At 61.1% G+C, this 16,981-nt stretch carries 19 protein-coding genes and 1 pseudogene; 8 read left to right on the top strand and 12 right to left on the bottom strand.

What is annotated here, in order from left to right; translation table 11 throughout:
• Positions 1 to 17 precede the first annotated feature (17 nt).
• The 6 genes from A6U98_RS03460 to A6U98_RS03435 all read right to left on the bottom strand — a co-directional run bounded on the left by A6U98_RS03460 (position 18) and on the right by A6U98_RS03435 (position 5,749).
• On the bottom strand, positions 18 to 1,283 hold the full coding sequence (locus A6U98_RS03460; protein WP_064648087.1) for an ABC transporter substrate-binding protein: 1,266 nt from the start codon (positions 1,281 to 1,283) through the stop codon (positions 18 to 20).
• A 26-nt stretch (positions 1,284 to 1,309) separates the two neighbouring features.
• Entirely contained in the window at positions 1,310 to 2,146 is an 837-nt protein-coding gene (locus tag A6U98_RS03455; protein WP_064648086.1) for a carbohydrate ABC transporter permease, read from the bottom strand.
• On the bottom strand, positions 2,143 to 3,066 hold the full coding sequence (locus A6U98_RS03450; protein WP_064648085.1) for a sugar ABC transporter permease: 924 nt from the start codon (positions 3,064 to 3,066) through the stop codon (positions 2,143 to 2,145). Before A6U98_RS03450 ends, A6U98_RS03455 begins: the two co-directional genes overlap by 4 nt.
• The gene (locus tag A6U98_RS03445) at positions 3,059 to 4,327 is read right to left on the bottom strand and encodes an ABC transporter ATP-binding protein (protein ID WP_064648084.1); all 1,269 of its coding nucleotides are present in this window, start codon (positions 4,325 to 4,327) and stop codon (positions 3,059 to 3,061) included. Before A6U98_RS03445 ends, A6U98_RS03450 begins: the two co-directional genes overlap by 8 nt.
• On the bottom strand, positions 4,324 to 5,154 hold the full coding sequence (locus tag A6U98_RS03440; RefSeq protein ID WP_064648083.1) for a metallophosphoesterase: 831 nt from the start codon (positions 5,152 to 5,154) through the stop codon (positions 4,324 to 4,326). Before A6U98_RS03440 ends, A6U98_RS03445 begins: the two co-directional genes overlap by 4 nt.
• Positions 5,155 to 5,353: 199 nt before the next feature.
• Positions 5,354 to 5,749, bottom strand: a complete 396-nt coding sequence (locus tag A6U98_RS03435) for a hypothetical protein (RefSeq protein WP_064648082.1) — start codon at positions 5,747 to 5,749, stop codon at positions 5,354 to 5,356.
• A 156-nt stretch (positions 5,750 to 5,905) separates the two neighbouring features.
• Between A6U98_RS03435 and A6U98_RS03430 the strand changes: the two genes are divergently transcribed.
• Both A6U98_RS03430 and A6U98_RS03425 read left to right on the top strand, forming a co-directional pair.
• Positions 5,906 to 6,208 carry a hypothetical protein gene (locus A6U98_RS03430; protein ID WP_197496337.1) on the top strand — a complete coding sequence of 101 codons (303 nt, stop codon included), beginning with the start codon at positions 5,906 to 5,908 and terminating at the stop codon, positions 6,206 to 6,208.
• Positions 6,209 to 6,351: 143 nt separating this feature from the next.
• Positions 6,352 to 6,540, top strand: coding sequence for a hypothetical protein (locus A6U98_RS03425; protein WP_018445339.1), 189 nt, complete (start codon positions 6,352 to 6,354; stop codon positions 6,538 to 6,540).
• A 19-nt stretch (positions 6,541 to 6,559) separates the two neighbouring features.
• Here the strand turns inward: A6U98_RS03425 and A6U98_RS03420 are convergent.
• Positions 6,560 to 6,976, bottom strand: a pseudogene (locus A6U98_RS03420) (alpha amylase C-terminal domain-containing protein); the annotation flags it as partial.
• A 193-nt stretch (positions 6,977 to 7,169) separates the two neighbouring features.
• On the opposite strand from A6U98_RS03420, the gene A6U98_RS03415 reads away from it, so the two are divergent.
• The 6 genes from A6U98_RS03415 (at position 7,170) to A6U98_RS03390 (ending at position 13,038) form a co-directional block, all read left to right on the top strand.
• A complete protein-coding gene (locus tag A6U98_RS03415) occupies positions 7,170 to 9,035 on the top strand; it encodes a calcium-binding protein (protein ID WP_064648079.1) in 1,866 nt (621 codons plus the stop codon).
• A 131-nt stretch (positions 9,036 to 9,166) separates the two neighbouring features.
• Positions 9,167 to 9,469, top strand: coding sequence for a hypothetical protein (locus A6U98_RS03410; RefSeq protein ID WP_064648078.1), 303 nt, complete (start codon positions 9,167 to 9,169; stop codon positions 9,467 to 9,469).
• Between the two features lie 76 nt (positions 9,470 to 9,545).
• Entirely contained in the window at positions 9,546 to 10,052 is a 507-nt protein-coding gene (locus A6U98_RS03405; protein WP_064648077.1) for a helix-turn-helix domain-containing protein, read from the top strand.
• A gap of 13 nt (positions 10,053 to 10,065) precedes the next feature.
• Positions 10,066 to 11,331: a beta-ketoacyl-ACP synthase II gene (gene fabF / locus A6U98_RS03400; protein ID WP_064648076.1), complete on the top strand. Its 1,266-nt coding sequence runs from the start codon at positions 10,066 to 10,068 to the stop codon at positions 11,329 to 11,331.
• 81 nt (positions 11,332 to 11,412) lie between these two features.
• Positions 11,413 to 11,841, top strand: coding sequence for a DUF4864 domain-containing protein (locus tag A6U98_RS03395; protein ID WP_064648074.1), 429 nt, complete (start codon positions 11,413 to 11,415; stop codon positions 11,839 to 11,841).
• 111 nt (positions 11,842 to 11,952) lie between these two features.
• Positions 11,953 to 13,038 carry an acyltransferase gene (locus A6U98_RS03390; protein ID WP_064648072.1) on the top strand — a complete coding sequence of 362 codons (1,086 nt, stop codon included), beginning with the start codon at positions 11,953 to 11,955 and terminating at the stop codon, positions 13,036 to 13,038.
• A 2-nt stretch (positions 13,039 to 13,040) separates the two neighbouring features.
• Here the strand turns inward: A6U98_RS03390 and tgt are convergent, their stop codons facing one another.
• From tgt to coaD, 5 genes are all read right to left on the bottom strand, one after another.
• Positions 13,041 to 14,171, bottom strand: coding sequence for a tRNA guanosine(34) transglycosylase Tgt (gene tgt, locus A6U98_RS03385; protein ID WP_064648070.1), 1,131 nt, complete (start codon positions 14,169 to 14,171; stop codon positions 13,041 to 13,043).
• The gene (queA, locus tag A6U98_RS03380) at positions 14,168 to 15,253 is read right to left on the bottom strand and encodes a tRNA preQ1(34) S-adenosylmethionine ribosyltransferase-isomerase QueA (protein WP_064648068.1); all 1,086 of its coding nucleotides are present in this window, start codon (positions 15,251 to 15,253) and stop codon (positions 14,168 to 14,170) included. Before queA ends, tgt begins: the two co-directional genes overlap by 4 nt.
• 74 nt (positions 15,254 to 15,327) lie before the next feature.
• Complete coding sequence (locus A6U98_RS03375; protein ID WP_003539661.1) at positions 15,328 to 15,837, bottom strand: peptidylprolyl isomerase; 510 nt, start codon at positions 15,835 to 15,837, stop codon at positions 15,328 to 15,330.
• 29 nt (positions 15,838 to 15,866) lie between these two features.
• Positions 15,867 to 16,439 (bottom strand): peptidylprolyl isomerase, encoded by a 573-nt coding sequence (locus tag A6U98_RS03370; RefSeq protein WP_064648066.1) that lies wholly within the window; start codon positions 16,437 to 16,439, stop codon positions 15,867 to 15,869.
• A 42-nt stretch (positions 16,440 to 16,481) separates the two neighbouring features.
• A complete protein-coding gene (coaD, locus tag A6U98_RS03365) occupies positions 16,482 to 16,976 on the bottom strand; it encodes a pantetheine-phosphate adenylyltransferase (protein WP_064648064.1) in 495 nt (164 codons plus the stop codon).
• Positions 16,977 to 16,981 lie beyond the last annotated feature (5 nt).

The raw sequence follows: 16,981 nt of genomic DNA, 5'->3' as shown, positions 1-16,981 counted from the left end.
CCCGATTGGGAAGCCGATCAGCTGCGCGGCAGCATGCCCTCGACATCGGCGGCTGCGTCATCGAGCGCTTCCTTCGGCTCGGCCGACTGGTCGACGATGCGCGAGAGATTGTCGACGATCGTCTGCGTGACCTTGACGCCGTTAGAGCCTGGGAAGGCATACCAGGGGATCATCACCGGCATCTGGCCGAGGCCTGCCTGGAACAGTGGGTTCTGCTTGTAGAAATCGCCGAGATAATCGGCCGACTTCGCGGCGAGCTCGTTGTTCGGGACATACCCGGTGCCGGGCACGACGACGGAAGCGCCATAAGGGCCGGCGGCGAATTTGGCGAACTTCCACGCGGCATCCTGCTTGGCCGCATCATGCGTCAGGATGACGACGGCGTTGCCGCCCGTTGGCAGACGGCCGTTCACCGGATCGATCAGCGGGATCTTGGCGGTGCGCAGATCGAACTTGTTGCCGACATTCTTGATCGTGTTGCGCAGCGCGCCTGTCGTCTGGAATTCGAAACCGACCTTGCCGGCTGCGAAAGCCTGTTCGCCGGCTGCCTTGGTGAACACAGGCATGCCGCCTTCGGCGACCAGACGATGCAGGACCTCGACGGCCTTCTGGCCTTCCGGGCCGTTGAAGGCAACCTTGCTTTCGTCATCGCTCAGCATCTTGCCGCCGGCGCCGAAGAGCAGCGCCGAAAACATCCAGTCGTCGCCCTGCCAGCGGTAATCGATGCCGTCGACGCCATTGCCGAGCGCCTTGATCTTGCCGCCGAGCGCGATGACCTCATCCCAGGTCTTCGGCGGATTTTCTGGGTCGCCGCCGGCCGCCTTCACGAGATCGGCGTTGTAATACATGATCGGGTTGGAGGTCGCGAAAGCCAGCCCCACCTGCTTGCCCTTGACCTGGGCGAGCTTGAGGATGGTGTCGGAAAAGCCCTGCTCGGCCATGTTGCCGTCCTTCTGGACGAGCGGACCGAGGTCGACGGCGACGTCGCGTTCGTCGAGCATGCGCAGGCGGTTGAGGCCGATGAAGGTGATATCGGGCATCTCGCTGGTGCCGACCTGGCGAAGGATCGTCTGGATGCCTTCTTCATAGGTGGCCGACGGGCTGGCGAACTGAATCTTGATATCGGGATTTTCTTCCATGAATTTCTTCGAGATCGTGTCCATCACGTCCTTGAAGAAGCCCGGCATCGGGTAGTGAACCGTCAGCGTCGTCTCGGCATGCGCGGGAAGCGCGATTGCCATCGAGACGGCCGCTGCGGCGAGAAGCTGGGTGATATGTTTCATCGCTCGTTCTCCTGGGTTGAAACCGGTCAGCCTTTGAGACCGGTCATGGTGATGCCCTCGACGAAGCGCTTCTGCGCAAGCAGGAAGGCGATGACGAGGGGAAGGGTAATGATGAGGGTCGCCGCCATCAGCGCGCCGTAGTCGTCGCCGGCCTCGGCGGCGCGGAAATACATCAGGCCGAGCGGCGGCGTGGCATAGTCCTGCTTGCTGATGACGATCAGCGGCCAGTAGAGATCGTTCCAATGGGCGACGACCGAGAAGATGGCGAAGGCGGTGACCGCCGGCCAGGCATTCGGCACGATGACGCGGGCGACGATGCCGAGTTCCGACATGCCATCGAGACGCGCGGCGTGGATCAGATCATCCGGCATGGCGCGGAAGAACTGCAGGAACATGAAGATCGCGAAGACCGAAATGGTGAAGGGCGCGACAAGGGCGGCATAGCTGTTGAGCAGCGCGGCGCGGTCGAAAGCGACATAGAGCGGCAGCGCGGTCGCGTGGATGGGTACCAGAAGGCCGAGCATGACAAGCACCATCATGGCGCGGGCAGCACCGAAGCGCAGCTTCGCCATGGCATAGGCGCAAGGGATCGCCACCAGCACCTGGAAGAAGAAGATCAACCCGCAGACGACGACACCGTTCCACAAGAGCTGCGCCATCGGCACCCGGCTCAAAGCCTTGGTGAAATTCTCGGCATAGGTGAAGTGTGCTGGGATCAACGACAGCGACGAGGTGAAGATGTCGCTCTGGGCCTTACCAGCCGTCGAGATCATGAAGACGTAGGGCGAGAGGAAGATGATCGCGCCTAACGAAAGCAGGGTCAGGCGGATGATCCTGCCGGGGGAAAAAGCGCTCGTCATCATGTGTAATGCACCCGGCGATCGAGAACGCGGTACTGCAGGAACATCAGCACCACCAGGATCAGCAGAAAGACCACCGTCATCGCCGAGGCATAACCGACGCGCAGATAGACGAAGCCTTCCTGGTAGATCGTGAAGAGCAGCACTTCCGACGCCTTGTTCGGGCCGCCCTCGGTCAGCGTCTTCACAGTCTCGAAGACCTTGACTGAATTGGTGATGCTGATGGTGATGACGAAGAGCGTCGTTGGCCCGAGCATTGGCCAGGTTACGAGCAAGAAGCGGTCGAGGGAGGATCTGGCGCCATCCACCTCGGCTGCCAAGTAAAGCTCGCGCGGGATCGCCGTCAGTCCGGCGAGGAACAGCACCATGTTGAAGCCGGCCGATTGCCAGACGCCGATGATCGAGAGGCTGTAAAGCACCGTGCCGGAGCTGCCGAGCCAGTTCGGGCCGGGAAGCCCGACGAGGGCCAGCAGCGCGTTGAGCGGGCCGATTGTGGGGTGGAACATATATTGCCAGACGGTCGCCATGGCGACGATCAGCGAGGCGACCGGCAGGAAATAGGCAGTGCGGAAAAAGCTGCGCGCCTTCGTCTCGCTCTCGATCAGCATGGCGATGCCGAGGCCGAGAAGGATCGAGACGGGTGCGACGATCGCCGTGTACACCGTCGTATTCCACAGCGACTTGCGAAACGTGCGGTCGGTGATCAGATGCGCGTAATTCTCGAAGCCGACGAAACGGAACTTGCCGTAGCCGAGTTCGAAATCGGTGAAGCCGAGCACGATGACTGATACAACCGGCAAAAGCACGAAGAGGAACAGCAGAACCATCGCCGGCATCACCAGCATCCAGGCGATGCGGGCCTCGCTGCGCTGATGCGCAACGGCGGCATCCTGCGGCACGGCCATGGAGACGATGCTAGCCATGCGCCCTCTCCCGCCGGGCATCGCTATCGGCGAGCCCGGCATCGCTTGCAGCGAGCCCGGCATCGCCACTGGCGAGCCCTGCATCGCCACTGGCGAGCCCGGCATCGGCAGCGCCGAGCCCTGCATCACCCGTTGTAACGCCGCCGGCCAGCCGGCTGCCGTCCTCGGCAAAGATCAGCGTCCGGCCGGGCGAAAGCCGCAGCCCGACCGGATCTCCGGCCACAAGGCCGGAGGCTTCGGCCGGTTGAACCTTGGCGACGATAGTCTCGCCGATCGCTTCGAGCCGGCAATGGAGGATGACTTCGGAGCCCAGGAATTCGACGCGTTCGATCCGGGCGGCAAGGCCGTCATGCCGGCTCTTGGAAAGAAAGACGAATTCGGGGCGAATGGCGATCGTGACCGGCATCTTTCTGTCGGGTGCATTTTCGAGCGTCAGGCGCAGGCCGCCGCAGAGAATGACGCCGCCTTCGGCAAAGGCCGGCAGCAGATTGATGCGCGGCTGGCCGATGAAGCGGGCGACCTCGATATGGGCGGGATCGTCATAGATGACCTCGGGGCTGGCGATCTGCAGCAACTTTCCGCCCATCATCACAGCGACCCGGTCCGCCATCGACAGCGCTTCCGCCTGGTCGTGGGTGACATAGAGCGTCGGCACGCCGGCGCGGCGATGCAGGTCAACGATCTCGCCGCGGGCGTGGACGCGCAGATTGGCGTCTAGATTGGAGAGCGGCTCGTCCATCAGGAAGATGCTCGGCTGGCGCACCATTGCGCGGGCAAGCGCCACGCGCTGGCGCTGGCCTCCCGACATCTGGCCGGGCTTGCGGTCGAGCAGGTGATCGATCTTCAGCGACGTAGCCATATCCCTGACGTCGCGGGCGATCGCCCTGCGGGTGGCGCGCTGGCCCGGCATCAACGACCCGATAAAGGGCAGCCGCTGCATCCTCGACAGCCGGCGCATCGCTAATGGCACGGCGATATTCTCAGAGGCAGTCAAATGCGGATAGAGCGCGTAGGACTGAAAGACCATGGCGATGTTGCGGTCGGCGGCCGGAACGCCAGACATGTCCTGCCCGCCGATCAGGATCTCGCCGCGGTCGGCATGATCGAGGCCGGCAAGCACGCGTAACAGCGTACTCTTGCCGCAGCCGGAAGGGCCGACCAGCGCGATGAATTCGCCGGCGGCGACATCCAGGCTGACGCCGTCGAGGATCTGGTTGCCGCCGAAAGCCTTGGTGATGCCGCGAAGCGAGAGCGCGCTCATTCGGCCGGTTCCCGCTGCTTCACCGCCTGGGGATAGACCTCGTGCACGACATCATCGAGCACATGCGCGGTCATGCCGGGAACGGCGACGATCATGCTTTCGACTGTCGTATCGAATTCGTGGACGACTGCGCCGATCAGGCGCTCGCCCGGCATCTCGCGCTCCATCTTGTCGATGATGAAGGCGGCCGACGGACCCCATGTCAGCTGGGTATTGTCAAAGCGCCCCTGCCAGGCCCAGTGGAGATGGCCGCTCGCAAACAGCGCCACGTCATGAGCCGCGATCAGATCATAGAGCCGCCGGCGCTGAGCCGGGCGAACGCTCCAATATCCGGTATCGCCTTCGTCGGGGGCATCGATGAAGAGCGGCTTGTGCGCGAACAGCGCCACGCGCCGCCCTGCCCTGTCGGAGAGCGCCTGATGGAGCCATTCGAACTGAGCCTCCTCCTCGTCATCCTCATGACCGAGAAGCAGCGAGTTCAATCCGATGAACCGCCAGCCGGCCGCATCCTCCAGCCAGCGGTCGTCGCCGGCAAGGCTGCGCCAGCGGGACAGCCGCTCGGCATTGACGGGCTGGTCCGATCCCTTGAGGTGGCCGACATCGTGATTGCCGGGGACGATCAGCATCGGGATCGACACCTGGCGCATCAGATCCATCGAAAAGGTGATATCCGCGTCCTTGTCGGCGCCATCGACGGTGAGATCGCCGGTATGGACGATCAGGTCCGCGCCCGTCTTTTCGATCCAGCTCAAAAGCGGCGCCCAATTGCCGTTGAAATGCGGCTTGTCTGGGCTGAAGTGGGTGTCGGTGATCTGAATGATTTTCATGGGCGCGTCTCCGAGACGTCGGCAGCGCGTCACGGGCGCTCCCTTCTCGTGCCCTCTCTAGAAGGCTCCCATGTCAATCACACAGCTGAAGTTTTCAGCTGTTTTTCAGTTTTGACATCAATCTGTCATGCAAGAAGAAGGCTGCCCGCGGGAACCGGGGCAGCCTTCGCCTGCATTTGGAATTGAGATCGCGGCGAAATCAATGCCGTGGTGCGTTGGCGGGAATGGACGACACCGTTGCCGAGACCGGGTCGCTTGCAGGAAAGCTGTCCTCGAGGCCCTCATCGAGTTCCTCTTCCAGCGTTTGCTTGTCGCCGGCCGAGCGCGCGCTCGGCTGGCCGATCAAGCCCTTGCTGCCTTCGTCGAAATTGCCGTTGCTCAAGGCATCGTAGCGATTGATGCTGCCGTCTGCTTCCGCGCCGGCAAAGGCGGTCATCTGAACCATCATGACCTTGGCGCGATCGACCGCCGTCGTATTGTCGAGCTCGCCGTGGGAGTTGTCGATTTTGATGGTAATCGATTCTCCTCCCTCGCCTAAAAATTCTACGGTGAAGATGTCGCCGGCCTGTGTCACTCGCGTATCGATCAGCTGCATGGAAACCTCCTGTGTTCATGCACTCAACGGCCATCCAGGTCCGGAGTTCCACGTCAACGCCATTTCCGCGCAAGGCGATGGGTCACCCTGCAAATGGACCGGCTCGGAACAAAAAACGCCTATACGAGTTCACAGGCAGTTCAACAGGTCGCATCCATGCCGAGATCGCCGCTATCGCCTTCGGAGAATCGCTCGTTCTCCAATATTCCAGCAGACCAGAAACTCGCTTTGATATCGAGCTATTCGGAGGCACTGCGTAAGCTCGCCAGATCGACTGAGGCGGTCGGACGCGCCGATATGCTGCCGAAACTGATCCAGGTGGCGGACGGACTGGACGGAATGGCAACCGCGATTGCCGAGACGGAGGCCGGAACCGAGGTGATGGCGCGTACAGCGCGGCTGATCCGGGCGACCGAGGGGATGCTGGCATCGATGTCCTCGTCATCAATCGTCCACTAATGTCAGCCCTTGCGAGGATGACGGGATCGATAAGGCGATACCCGCCCTTAAGCTTTATGGTTAATTTATTAATAATTCGGGGTTTATAAACGGAACCAGACGGCCTTTTCGAGTGTTGATGGTGCGCCGTGGAGGAACCCCCGATGATCCTGAAAATCCTTGCCCCCAAGCTCGACGCCGATTGCCATGACACCGGCACCTGGCCCGATGGGATCTTCGCCGAAAACCGGATCGATCTGTCCGCTCGCGGCGACGGCCGTCGTCGCTCGCCGCATGAGCGCGATTACGGCAATGACAGGAAAGTCGAAAATCTGCCGCTCGGCTTCGTCTGACCGCTCCGGGCGTGGCGCGTCACAGCCTGCGAAAGACCAGAACGCCTGATGCCGGCAGCACGGCATCGAGCACTCCTGCTGTGGCTCTAATTCTTCCGCCGCCGTTGCCGACGTTCCAGCCGCCATATTTATCAGCATCGGTATTGAAGATCTCTTCCCAGACGTCACCCCCCATACGTTCGCAGTGCAGCCGGTGGCCGTGTTCGAAGGGAGTGTCGTTCAGCGACCCCACGACAAGGAGATCCTCGCCGTCATCCCATCGATGAAAGGCAATCACCCGATTTTCGTCGTGAACCAGGGGAATGGCGATATTGCGCGAGCGAATGGCATCCTGATGGATGCTGAGCGCGATCAGATCGCGACAACAGCTGAGCATCCCTGCGCCGCTGCCTTCCGCCTCGCCGATAATATTCTCGCGGTTGTCGAGGAAATCATCGGCCGGCTGGATGCAAAAATGCAAGCACATATTCGGCATTAAGAACCGATCCGGCGCGGGCCACATTCAGGACAATTTATCATGGTTAACGGGCATCATTGCACGGCCCTCCTCGTGTATTAAATCGAATTGGCATCAGAAACGTGAAGAATAAATTCCCATCGCCAATTCCCTCATAAACTGGGAGAAAACTTTGGCTCAAGCCGCTAGAATAAACGATATTATTCGTTCCTTTGGAATTGACACGCATATCGACTACACCGACGGAAAATATTCCAATGTCGGAGAAGTTGTTAAGGCTCTCGACTATCTTGGCCTTGATACAGTTCGCGATCACGCCCCCAACTCCGCCTCCGACCCCAACGGCCAAACGCATCTCGGCGATGCCGCGGAAGCCGGCGTGCAATTCGTTTTCAGCGCCCAGCGCGAAGTCGACCCCGCCACTGTCGCCCAGCGGCTGCATGCCTTCGTGCAAGCCCATCCCGGATCGGTCGTCGGCATCGAAGGTCCGAACGAAGTCAACAACTGGCCGGTCAGCTATCAGGGGCTAAGCGGCCAGGCCGCAGCGCTCGCCTATCAGAAAGACCTCTCTGCCGCCGTCAATGCCGATCCCTTACTGAAAAATATCCCGGTCCTCGGCTTTACCGGATATACGGTCGCTTCCGCCTCCGACTACACGACGATCCACACCTATGCGAAGGATGGCGACCAGCCATTCTCGTGGCTTTCCCGAGAATCCGGCGTTCAGCGCGCTGCCGATCCAGGCAAGCCGCTGGCGATCACCGAGACCGGGTACCACACCTCGCTCACCGCCGACACCAATGGCGGCTGGGAAGGCGTCAGTGAGGCGACGCAGGCAAAGCTCCTGCTCAATACGCTGATGGACGGCGCGGCACTCGGCTCGAAACAGACCTTCATTTACGAGCTGCTGGACGCCTATTCCGATCCGCAGGGCACCAATCAGGAAAAGCATTTCGGCCTTTTTCATCTCGACTATTCGGCCAAGCCGGCGGCGACGGCGATCCACAATCTGACCGAAATCCTTGCCGACGACGGCGCTCAGAAGGCGAGCTTCAGCGCGGGAACCCTCAATTATTCGATTGACGGCCTGCCGTCCTCTGCCCGCAGCTTGCTCACGGAAAAATCGGACGGAAGCTACCAGATCATCATCTGGAACGAGCCCGATATCTGGAACCAGTCCTCTGACACGGCCATTCAGGCCGCGACGACAGCCGTCAAAGTCAATCTCGGGACCTCGTTCGGCTCCGTGAAGGTCTTCGATCCCCTGACTGGAACGACGGCGATCAAAAGCCTCAGCAATGTCTCGTCCCTGACGGTGAATGTCGTCGACCATCCTGTTATCATCGACATCGAAGGCGGCAGTGCCAGCACGCCGCCACCGGCGACCGGCCATATCTATGGCGGTACGGGCAACGACATATTCACCGTGAGCAGCCCCTCCCAAATCGTCGACGAAAGCCGAGGCGGCGGTACGGACACCGTCAGAGCTTCTATCTCCTTCAGCCTGGCCGATCAGAAACATACGGTCGGAATGATCGAAAACCTCACTTTGACCGGGACGGCCAATCTCAGCGCGACAGGCAACAATACGGCCAACATTCTCACGGGCAACGACGGAAACAATTTCCTCAATGGCGGGAAAGGGAACGACCGATTGATCGGCGGGCTCGGCAATGACAAGCTGATCGGCAAGATCGGTGCTGACGTTCTGACGGGCGGAGGCGGAGGCGATTCCTTCGTCTTCGATGTGACGCCCAGCAATACAAGCGTTGACAAGATCGTCGATTTCTCTTCCGCCGCAGGCGATAAGCTGGTGTTCGACGATGGGATTTTCACCGGGCTCAAGCCATCGAGCTTTTCGGCCGAGAATTTCGTTCTGGGAACGAAGGCGCTCGAGGCTGATGACAAGCTGATCTACGATCAGGCCAGCGGCATCCTATCCTATGATGCGGATGGAAGCGCGGCAGGCGGGGCAATCCATGTCGCCGATCTCGACAATTCCGCCGCACTTCACTTCAAAGATCTCTTGCTTGTCTGAGCCGGTCGGCCCGTCTCCTTCCGGGGGGCGGACCCACAGCGTCATGGACAGTCGTGTCTCCTCCCCTTGCCGGAGCCGGAATACCGGCCCACATTCTCCGGTGACGCCACCCGTGCAGTCAGGAGAAGCCTTTGCCCTGGATCGCCTATATCGTCCATTTCATCGCCGCGGCATTTCTGACCAACGGCATCCCGCATTTCGTCAACGGGGTCAGCGGCCGGCGCTTCCGCATCCCCTTCGCGCAAGGGGCAAAGCTCGGCTCGCCGACAGCGAATGTCGTCTGGGGCTGGGCGAATTTCCTGATCGCCTTCCTGCTGTTTGCCAATGTCGGGCCGCTCTATATCGGCACGCCGGGCGACACGATCTTCGTGGCAGCGGGCATGCTCGTTGCCGGCATACTGCTTGCCCGGATTTTCGAGGGTGACGCGATCTAAAACATTCGCGCAAAAGTTTGCGGCTGTTTTGGAAGTAACTTGCATGATGATAGTCACTGCTGTAGTGACATCAGCCATGCAGCGAACGAGCTTCAGCGATTTCAAATGCCCGGCGGCGCGCGCGCTCGACAGCGTCGGCGATTGGTGGAGCATACTGATCTTGCGCGATGCCTTTCAGGGGCTTTCGCGCTTCGACGAATTCCAGAAAAGCCTCGGCGTGGCGCCGAACATCCTGACTCGGCGGCTCAGACATCTGACGGAAAAGGGGTTGTTCGAACGGCGGCTCTACCAGCAGCGCCCTGCCCGCTACGAATATCTGCTGACGGACAAGGGCCGTGATTTCTTTCCTGTTCTGATGACGCTGTTTTCCTGGGGAAGCCGGCACATCCCGGAAGAGGATCTCGCCTTTCTTCTGGGCGATGCCGCTTCCGGCAGGGAGCGCGAGACGATGCTGGTCGATGCGCGCACCGGCGAACAAGTGACACCCGAAAACACCAGCCTGCTTGCAGGTCCCGCCGCCGACGACGAGGTGCATGAGCGGATCGCCCGCATGCGCGCCTGGTATCTCGGCATCGACGGATAGAGAGGAAAATACAATGGATCGCATCGTTGTCACCGGCATGGGACTTGTCTCGCCACTCGGCACCGGCGTCGAGCTCGCCTGGAAGCGCCTTCTCGACGGCGGTTCGGGGCTGAGGGTGCTGGCGGAGAATATCGTCGGCGAGCTCTCGGCCAAGGTCGGCGGTATCGTCCCTGATATCGCTGAGGATGCAGAGGCTGGTTTCGATCCCGACCGTTACATCACGCCGAAGGACCAGAAGAAGATGGACCGCTTCATCCACTTCGCCATGGCGGCGACGGAGCAAGCGGTGAAGCAGGCCGGCTGGATGCCGACCGTCGAAGGCGAGCGCGAGCGCACGGCAACGATCATCGCGTCGGGCGTCGGCGGCTTTCCGGCGATCGCCGAAGCGGTGCGGATCGGCGAAACGCGTGGAGTCCGGCGGCTCTCGCCTTTCACCGTGCCCTCCTTCCTCGTCAACCTCGCCGCCGGCCAGGTCAGCATCCGGTATGGCTTCAAGGGGCCGCTCGGGGCTCCGGTGACGGCCTGTGCGGCCAGCGTCCAGGCAATCGGCGATGCGGCGCGGCTGATCCGCTCCGGCGAAGCGGATGTGGCGATTTGCGGCGGTGCCGAGGCCTGCATCGACAAGGTGAGCCTCGGCGGCTTTGCCGCTGCGCGTGCCCTTTCCATCGGCTTCAACGAGACGCCGGAGTTGGCGTCACGGCCCTTCGACACGGCGCGCGACGGTTTCGTCATGGGCGAAGGCGCAGGCATCCTGGTGATCGAGACGCTGGATCACGCGCTTGCCCGCGGTGCGACGCCGCTCGCCGAACTCGTCGGCTATGGCACGGCGGCGGACGCCTACCACATGACCTCAGGACCCGAAGACGGCAACGGCGCTCGCCGGGCGATGGAGGCAGCACTTAGGCAGGCGAAGATCCCGGCTTCGGAGGTCAGGCATCTCAACGCGCATGCGACCTCGACACCGGTCGGTGACAGAGGCGAGATCGCCGCCATCAGCACGGTCTTCGGCCGCAATGGCGGTATTGCCGTCAGCGCGACGAAATCCGCGACCGGCCACCTGCTCGGCGCCGCCGGCGGGCTCGAGGCGATCTTCACTATCCTTGCGCTGCGCGACCAGATCGCGCCACCGACCCGCAACCTCGACGAGGCTGATCCGGCCGCCGACGGCATCGATATCGTTGGCAACACGGCGCGGCCAGTCGTGATGGACTATGCGATCACCAACGGTTTCGGCTTCGGCGGGGTGAATGCCAGCGCCTTGTTCCGCCGCTGGTCGTAAAGTCCACTTTCCTTGCGCTAAAAATCGCCTACACTTCTGCTCTATCGGCGATCCTTTCCCCGATAGAGCCGGAGATACCCCATGCGCGCCTTCTTCGCAGTTGTTATTCTGTGTGCCGCGTCCTTCCTCTCCCCTGTCTCGGCCCGCGCCGAAGATCCCATCGACACGACGCGGACCATGATCGAGGACCAGATCAAAGCTTTTCTCAAGGACGATGCCGAGACCGCCTATTCCTTCGCCGCTCCCGGCATCAGGGCGCTGTATCCCGACAAGAACCTCTTCTTCGCCATGGTGAAGAAGAGTTACGAGCCGGTCTATCACCCCGGCAATTACGCCTTCGGGCGCAGCCGCTCGATCGACAACGGCGCGCTGATCTATCACGAGGTGCTGATTTCAGGCCGCGACGGCAAGGACTGGACGGCGATCTACCAGATCATGCGCCAGCCGGACGGCAGCTACAGGATCAACGGCGTGCAGATCATGCCAGACGCGGACAGCAAGGGCATCTGACGCGCTGCTTCCTCTCTTCGAGGGAAACTCAATCGTTTGCACGGCCTCGTTGCACTAACGCTTTTTTAAATCCTCCTGGAGTAATAAAACTCCAACGGAGGGTTGTTAAAAATGAACTCTGGCAAACATTTTTTTACAGCTCTTGAGGCGTTGCGAGGAATTGCGGCTATCATGGTCATGTTCCTCCACACGGCTGGTACGCTGGGTCCGGTCCCGGCGAATATCAGTTACCTTGCCGTTGACCTCTTCTTTCTGTTGAGCGGCGTCGTTCTTGCAAACTCATATGAGAAGCGACTAACAACGGGGCAGATTTCGCCGGCCGGGCTTCTGCTGCAGCGTATCATTCGGCTCTATCCTCTTTATCTTCTTTCGCTTCCGATTGGTCTTTTCAGCTATGCACTTAAAAACGGGTTGGACTACTCCACCCTGGCGGACCTTCTGCTGAGGGCAATCCTGTTCATTCCAAGCGCAAGCCAAGAAGGTATCTTTCCCTTCAACGGGCCCAGCTGGTCGCTCTTCTTTGAGCTCTGGGTCGGACTGCTGTTCTCCGTGCTTCTGATACGACTGTCATTCAGAAGCTTGCTCGCCATCGCCCTGGGAGCGGCCGGCATCACCATCTTTGGGGCATTGGTCGGAGGTAACTTCGATATTGGTCCCGAGGCCGGCGACTTCAGATTTGGCTTTTCAAGAGTGCTGTTCTCGTTCTCGCTCGGAATCTGCCTTTACAGGTTATATGACGTCCAGAAACCGAATACAGCCAAGAACGGCAACGTTGTCGGCCTTCTTCTCTGTGGTTGTCTGATCTTCGTCACGAACATACCAGCCCGCATATTCTTTGGTTTCCCGTATTTTGATTTTTTAATATGCCTCGTGGTCTTCCCGGCCATTGTCTGGCTTGCGATGTGCACGAGACAGACCGGCATGGTCGAGCTGGTATTCCGTTGGCTGGGGAGGCTTTCCTATCCGATTTATATCCTGCATGGCCCCATCTTCAGTCTGCTGCAGTCACTGCGGCAAAGGGGCTTTGACCTTCCTGCCTCTCCGGCAGCCGGTATGGTCGTCGTAGTCGCGATTTTCATTGTGGCAGGCATCGCCGCCGTTCACTTCGACGAGCCAGTGCGCAGGAAGCTTAAAATGGTGGTTGCGCCAAACCCGGCGTCCGCAGTCCCCGCGGCAAGCAACGCGGGGGCGGAGTAGCCTTACACCGGTTGGAGATCGCCCCTCGCCCATTCCTCCTGTGTTTCCGCCATGAAATCGGCGAAGCGGCCTTCGGCGATCGCTTTGCGGATGCCCTGCATCAGTTCCTGGTAATAAGCGAGATTGTGCCAGGAGAGCAGCATGCCGCCGAGCGCTTCGTTGGAGCGGACGAGGTGGTGCAGATAGGCACGCGAATAATCGCGTGAGGCCGGGCAGTTCGACTGTTCGTCGAGCGGGCGCATATCCTCGGCATGACGGGCATTGCGGATATTGACCTTGCCGCGGCGAGTGAAAGCGAGACCATGGCGACCGGAACGGGTCGGCATGACGCAGTCGAACATGTCGATGCCGCGGGCGACCGATTTCAGGATATCATCAGGCGTGCCGACGCCCATGAGATAACGCGGCTTTTCCAGAGGAAGCACCGGCAGCGTCGTTTCCAGCATCTGCAGCATGACGTCCTGCGGTTCGCCGACGGCAAGGCCGCCGATCGCATATCCCTTGAGGTCGAGCTGGCTCAGCGCCTCCGCCGAACGGATGCGCAGTGCCGGAATATCGCCGCCCTGGACGATGCCGAACATCGCCTTGCCGGGCTGCTCGCCGAAGGCGACTCGGCAGCGCTCGGCCCAGCGCAGCGACATTTCCATGGCGCGCTCGATCTCATTCGGCTCGGCCGGCAGCGCCACGCATTCGTCGAGCTGCATCTGGATGTCGGAGCCGAGCAGCCCCTGGATTTCGATGGAGCGTTCCGGCGACATATGATGGAGGCTGCCGTCGACATGCGACTTGAAGGTGACGCCCTGCTCGTCGAGCTTGCGCAGGCCGGACAGCGACATGACCTGGAAGCCGCCCGAGTCCGTCAGGATCGGGTGCTCCCAGCGGATCAGCTTATGCAGGCCGCCAAGCCGGGCGACGCGCTCGGCCGTCGGGCGCAGCATCAGGTGATAGGTATTGCCGAGGATGATGTCGGCGCCGGTTTCGCGCACCTGGTCGAGATACATCGCCTTGACCGTGCCGACGGTGCCGACCGGCATGAAGGCCGGCGTGCGGATCTCGCCGCGCGGCATGGAAACCTGGCCTAGACGGGCGCCGGAATCGGTCTTTTTCAGGGTGAATTGGAAGTTGTCTGTCATTTGTCTTTCCGGAAAAGAAGGCTCGCGTCGCCGTAAGAGTAGAAGCGGTAGCCCGTCGAAATGGCGTGTTTATAAGCCGCGTGCATGGTCTCGAAGCCGGCAAAGGCCGAGACCAGCATGAACAGCGTCGAGCGCGGCAGGTGGAAATTGGTCATCAGCATGTCGACCGCCTTGAAGCGGTAACCAGGCGTGATGAAGATGCCGGTAGCGCCGGTCCAGGGCTTGATCTCTCCGCTTTCCTCGGCGGCACTCTCGATGAGCCGCAGCGAGGTCGTGCCGACACAGACGATGCGCCCGCCTCTTTTCCGCACGGCATTTAGCCGGGCCGCGATCTCGGCGCTGACATAGCCGCTTTCCAGATGCATCTTGTGATCGGCGGTATCGTCGGCCTTGACCGGCAGGAAGGTGCCGGCACCGACATGCAGGGTGACGAAATGGCGTTCGATGCCGGCTTTGTCGAGCGCTTCGAACAGCGCAGGCGTGAAGTGCAGGCCGGCTGTCGGCGCGGCGACGGCACCCTCCTCGCGAGCATAGATCGTCTGGTAGTCGGCGCGGTCGCGCTCATCCTCGGGACGTTTGGCGGCGATATAGGGCGGCAGCGGGATATGGCCGACGGCGGCGATCGCCTCGTCGAGCGCCGGGCCTGAGAGATCGAACAGCAGCGTCACCTCGCCGGCTTCGCCCTTTTCCTCGACGGTGGCATCGAGCGAACCGAGGAAACAGCTTTCTCCGGAATGGCCGAAGGAGATGCGGTCACCCTGCTTGATGCGCTTGCCCGGCTTGGCGAAGGCCTTCCAGCGGCTGGGGCCGGTGCGCATGTGCAGCGTTGCCGACACCTGCTGGCCGCCGGCGCCGTCGCGATGGCGGATACCCTCGAGCTGGGCGGGAATGACCTTGGTATCGTTGAAGACCAGCGCGTCGCCAGCCCGCAGGAAGGACGTGAGATCGCCGACGCGATAATCCGACAGGTGGCTTTCCGCATTCGGATCGACGACCAGCAGGCGCGCGCTGTCGCGCGGCTCGGCGGGCCTCAACGCGATGCGTTCATCCGGCAGATCGAAATCGAAAAGGTCTACGCGCATCGGGGCACTTTCAGGCAAAGCGAAACCCGCCCCGCGCAGCTATGCGCAAAGGCGGGTTTCAGCAGAAATCACAATCAGACGTCGGCGGCAACCCGCATGGAGACGATCGAGTCGGGATCGGAAACCGGCTCGCCGCGCTTGATCTTGTCGACGTTGTCCATGCCTTCGATGACCTGGCCCCAGACGGAATACTGCTTGTTCAGCCACGGCGCGTCGGTGAAGCAGATGAAGAACTGCGAATTGGCCGAGTTCGGGTTCTGCGAACGGGCCATCGAGCAAGTGCCGCGCGTATGCGTGGTCGCGGAGAATTCGGCCTTCAGATCCGGCTTCGAAGAGCCGCCCATGCCGGCGCGGCTGGGATTGAAGGTTTCCGAGCCCTTCTTGCCGAATTCGACGTCGCCCGTCTGGGCCATGAAATCCTGGATGACGCGGTGGAAGACGACGCCGTCATAGGCCTTCTCGCGGGCGAGTTCCTTGATGCGGGCAACATGCTCCGGGGCAACCTGCGGCAAAAGCTGAATGACAACCTTGCCCTTGGTGGTTTCCAGAATGACGGTGTTTTCGGGATCCTTGATCTCGGCCATTATCTTCTCCTCTAGTTTTCTCTCTTAACTTACTTCTTGCCCAGGGTGACCTTGATCATCCGGTCGGGACTTTTGACTTCGCCGTTCTGGCCTTCGCCCTTCTTGATCTTGTCGACGTTCTCCATGCCGGAGACGACCTTGCCGACGACGGTGTACTGGCCGTTCAGGAAAGAGCCCTCGGCGAACATGATGAAGAACTGCGAATTGGCGGAATTCGGATCCTGCGAGCGGGCCATGCCGACCGTGCCGCGCACGAACGGGGTCTTGGAGAATTCAGCCGGGATATCCGGCAAGTCGGAAGAGCCGGTGCCGGCGAGGCTCGCATCGAAGCCCTTTTCCATGTTGCCGTATTTGACGTCGCCGGTCTGCGCCATGAAGCCGTCAATGACGCGGTGGAAGGCGACGTTGTCGTATTCGCCCTTCTTGGCCAGCGCCTCGATCTGGGCGACATGCTTCGGCGCCACCTCAGGCATGAGCTGGATGACGACGGGGCCATCCTTCAACTGGACGGTGAGATAATGATCGGCCGACTGGGCGAAGGCATCCCCCGCGAAGGAGGCGAGGTACAACACGCCGGCAAATGCGAGATAAAAGAGTTTCATATGAGCTCCATTGAGGCGGGTTCCGCCTGGTCTTTGCGCTTGCTAGTTTGGGCGCTTGGATGTGAGGGCTTGCAAGACGGCGGCCGGCACGAAAGCGCTGACATCGCCGCCCATGGCGGCGATCTGGCGGACCAATGTGGCGGTAATGGGCCGCGAGGCCGTGCCCGCCGGCAAAAAGATGGTCTGAATATCGGGCGCCATCGTCCTGTTCATGCCGGCCATCTGCATTTCGTAATCGAGATCGGTGCCGTCGCGAAGACCGCGGATCAACAGCGTGGCGCCATGGGCGCGGGCGGCATCGACGACCAGATTATCGAAGGCGACGACGGTGATGTCGCCGGTCTTGCCGGGCAGCGCTTCAGCCAGAGAACGGCGGATCAGCTCGGCTCTCTCTTCGAAGGAGAAGAGCGGCGCCTTGCCGGGATGGATGCCGATCGCGACGATCACCTTTTCGGCGACGTTGAGCGCCTGGACCAGAACATCCACATGCCCATTGGTGATCGGGTCGAAGGACCCCGGATAGAAAGCTGTCGTCATGTGGC

The organism is Rhizobium sp. WYCCWR10014, from assembly GCF_001657485.1.
Lineage (GTDB): Bacteria > Pseudomonadota > Alphaproteobacteria > Rhizobiales > Rhizobiaceae > Rhizobium.
Note: the sequence above shows the minus strand (reverse complement) of the source record. Positions and strands in the feature narration are given on the sequence as shown.

Coding starts and splice junctions, on each gene's coding strand:
- A6U98_RS03460 (WP_064648087.1), bottom strand. CDS start 1,283: ATGAAACATATCACCCAGCTTCTCGCCGCAGCGGCCGTCTCGATGGCA.
- A6U98_RS03455 (WP_064648086.1), bottom strand. CDS start 2,146: ATGATGACGAGCGCTTTTTCCCCCGGCAGGATCATCCGCCTGACCCTG.
- A6U98_RS03450 (WP_064648085.1), bottom strand. CDS start 3,066: ATGGCTAGCATCGTCTCCATGGCCGTGCCGCAGGATGCCGCCGTTGCG.
- A6U98_RS03445 (WP_064648084.1), bottom strand. CDS start 4,327: ATGAGCGCGCTCTCGCTTCGCGGCATCACCAAGGCTTTCGGCGGCAAC.
- A6U98_RS03440 (WP_064648083.1), bottom strand. CDS start 5,154: ATGAAAATCATTCAGATCACCGACACCCACTTCAGCCCAGACAAGCCG.
- A6U98_RS03435 (WP_064648082.1), bottom strand. CDS start 5,749: ATGCAGCTGATCGATACGCGAGTGACACAGGCCGGCGACATCTTCACC.
- A6U98_RS03430 (WP_197496337.1), top strand. CDS start 5,906: ATGCCGAGATCGCCGCTATCGCCTTCGGAGAATCGCTCGTTCTCCAAT.
- A6U98_RS03425 (WP_018445339.1), top strand. CDS start 6,352: ATGATCCTGAAAATCCTTGCCCCCAAGCTCGACGCCGATTGCCATGAC.
- A6U98_RS03405 (WP_064648077.1), top strand. CDS start 9,546: ATGCAGCGAACGAGCTTCAGCGATTTCAAATGCCCGGCGGCGCGCGCG.
- fabF (WP_064648076.1), top strand. CDS start 10,066: ATGGATCGCATCGTTGTCACCGGCATGGGACTTGTCTCGCCACTCGGC.
- A6U98_RS03395 (WP_064648074.1), top strand. CDS start 11,413: ATGCGCGCCTTCTTCGCAGTTGTTATTCTGTGTGCCGCGTCCTTCCTC.
- A6U98_RS03390 (WP_064648072.1), top strand. CDS start 11,953: ATGAACTCTGGCAAACATTTTTTTACAGCTCTTGAGGCGTTGCGAGGA.
- tgt (WP_064648070.1), bottom strand. CDS start 14,171: ATGACAGACAACTTCCAATTCACCCTGAAAAAGACCGATTCCGGCGCC.
- queA (WP_064648068.1), bottom strand. CDS start 15,253: ATGCGCGTAGACCTTTTCGATTTCGATCTGCCGGATGAACGCATCGCG.
- A6U98_RS03375 (WP_003539661.1), bottom strand. CDS start 15,837: ATGGCCGAGATCAAGGATCCCGAAAACACCGTCATTCTGGAAACCACC.
- A6U98_RS03370 (WP_064648066.1), bottom strand. CDS start 16,439: ATGAAACTCTTTTATCTCGCATTTGCCGGCGTGTTGTACCTCGCCTCC.
- coaD (WP_064648064.1), bottom strand. CDS start 16,976: ATGACGACAGCTTTCTATCCGGGGTCCTTCGACCCGATCACCAATGGG.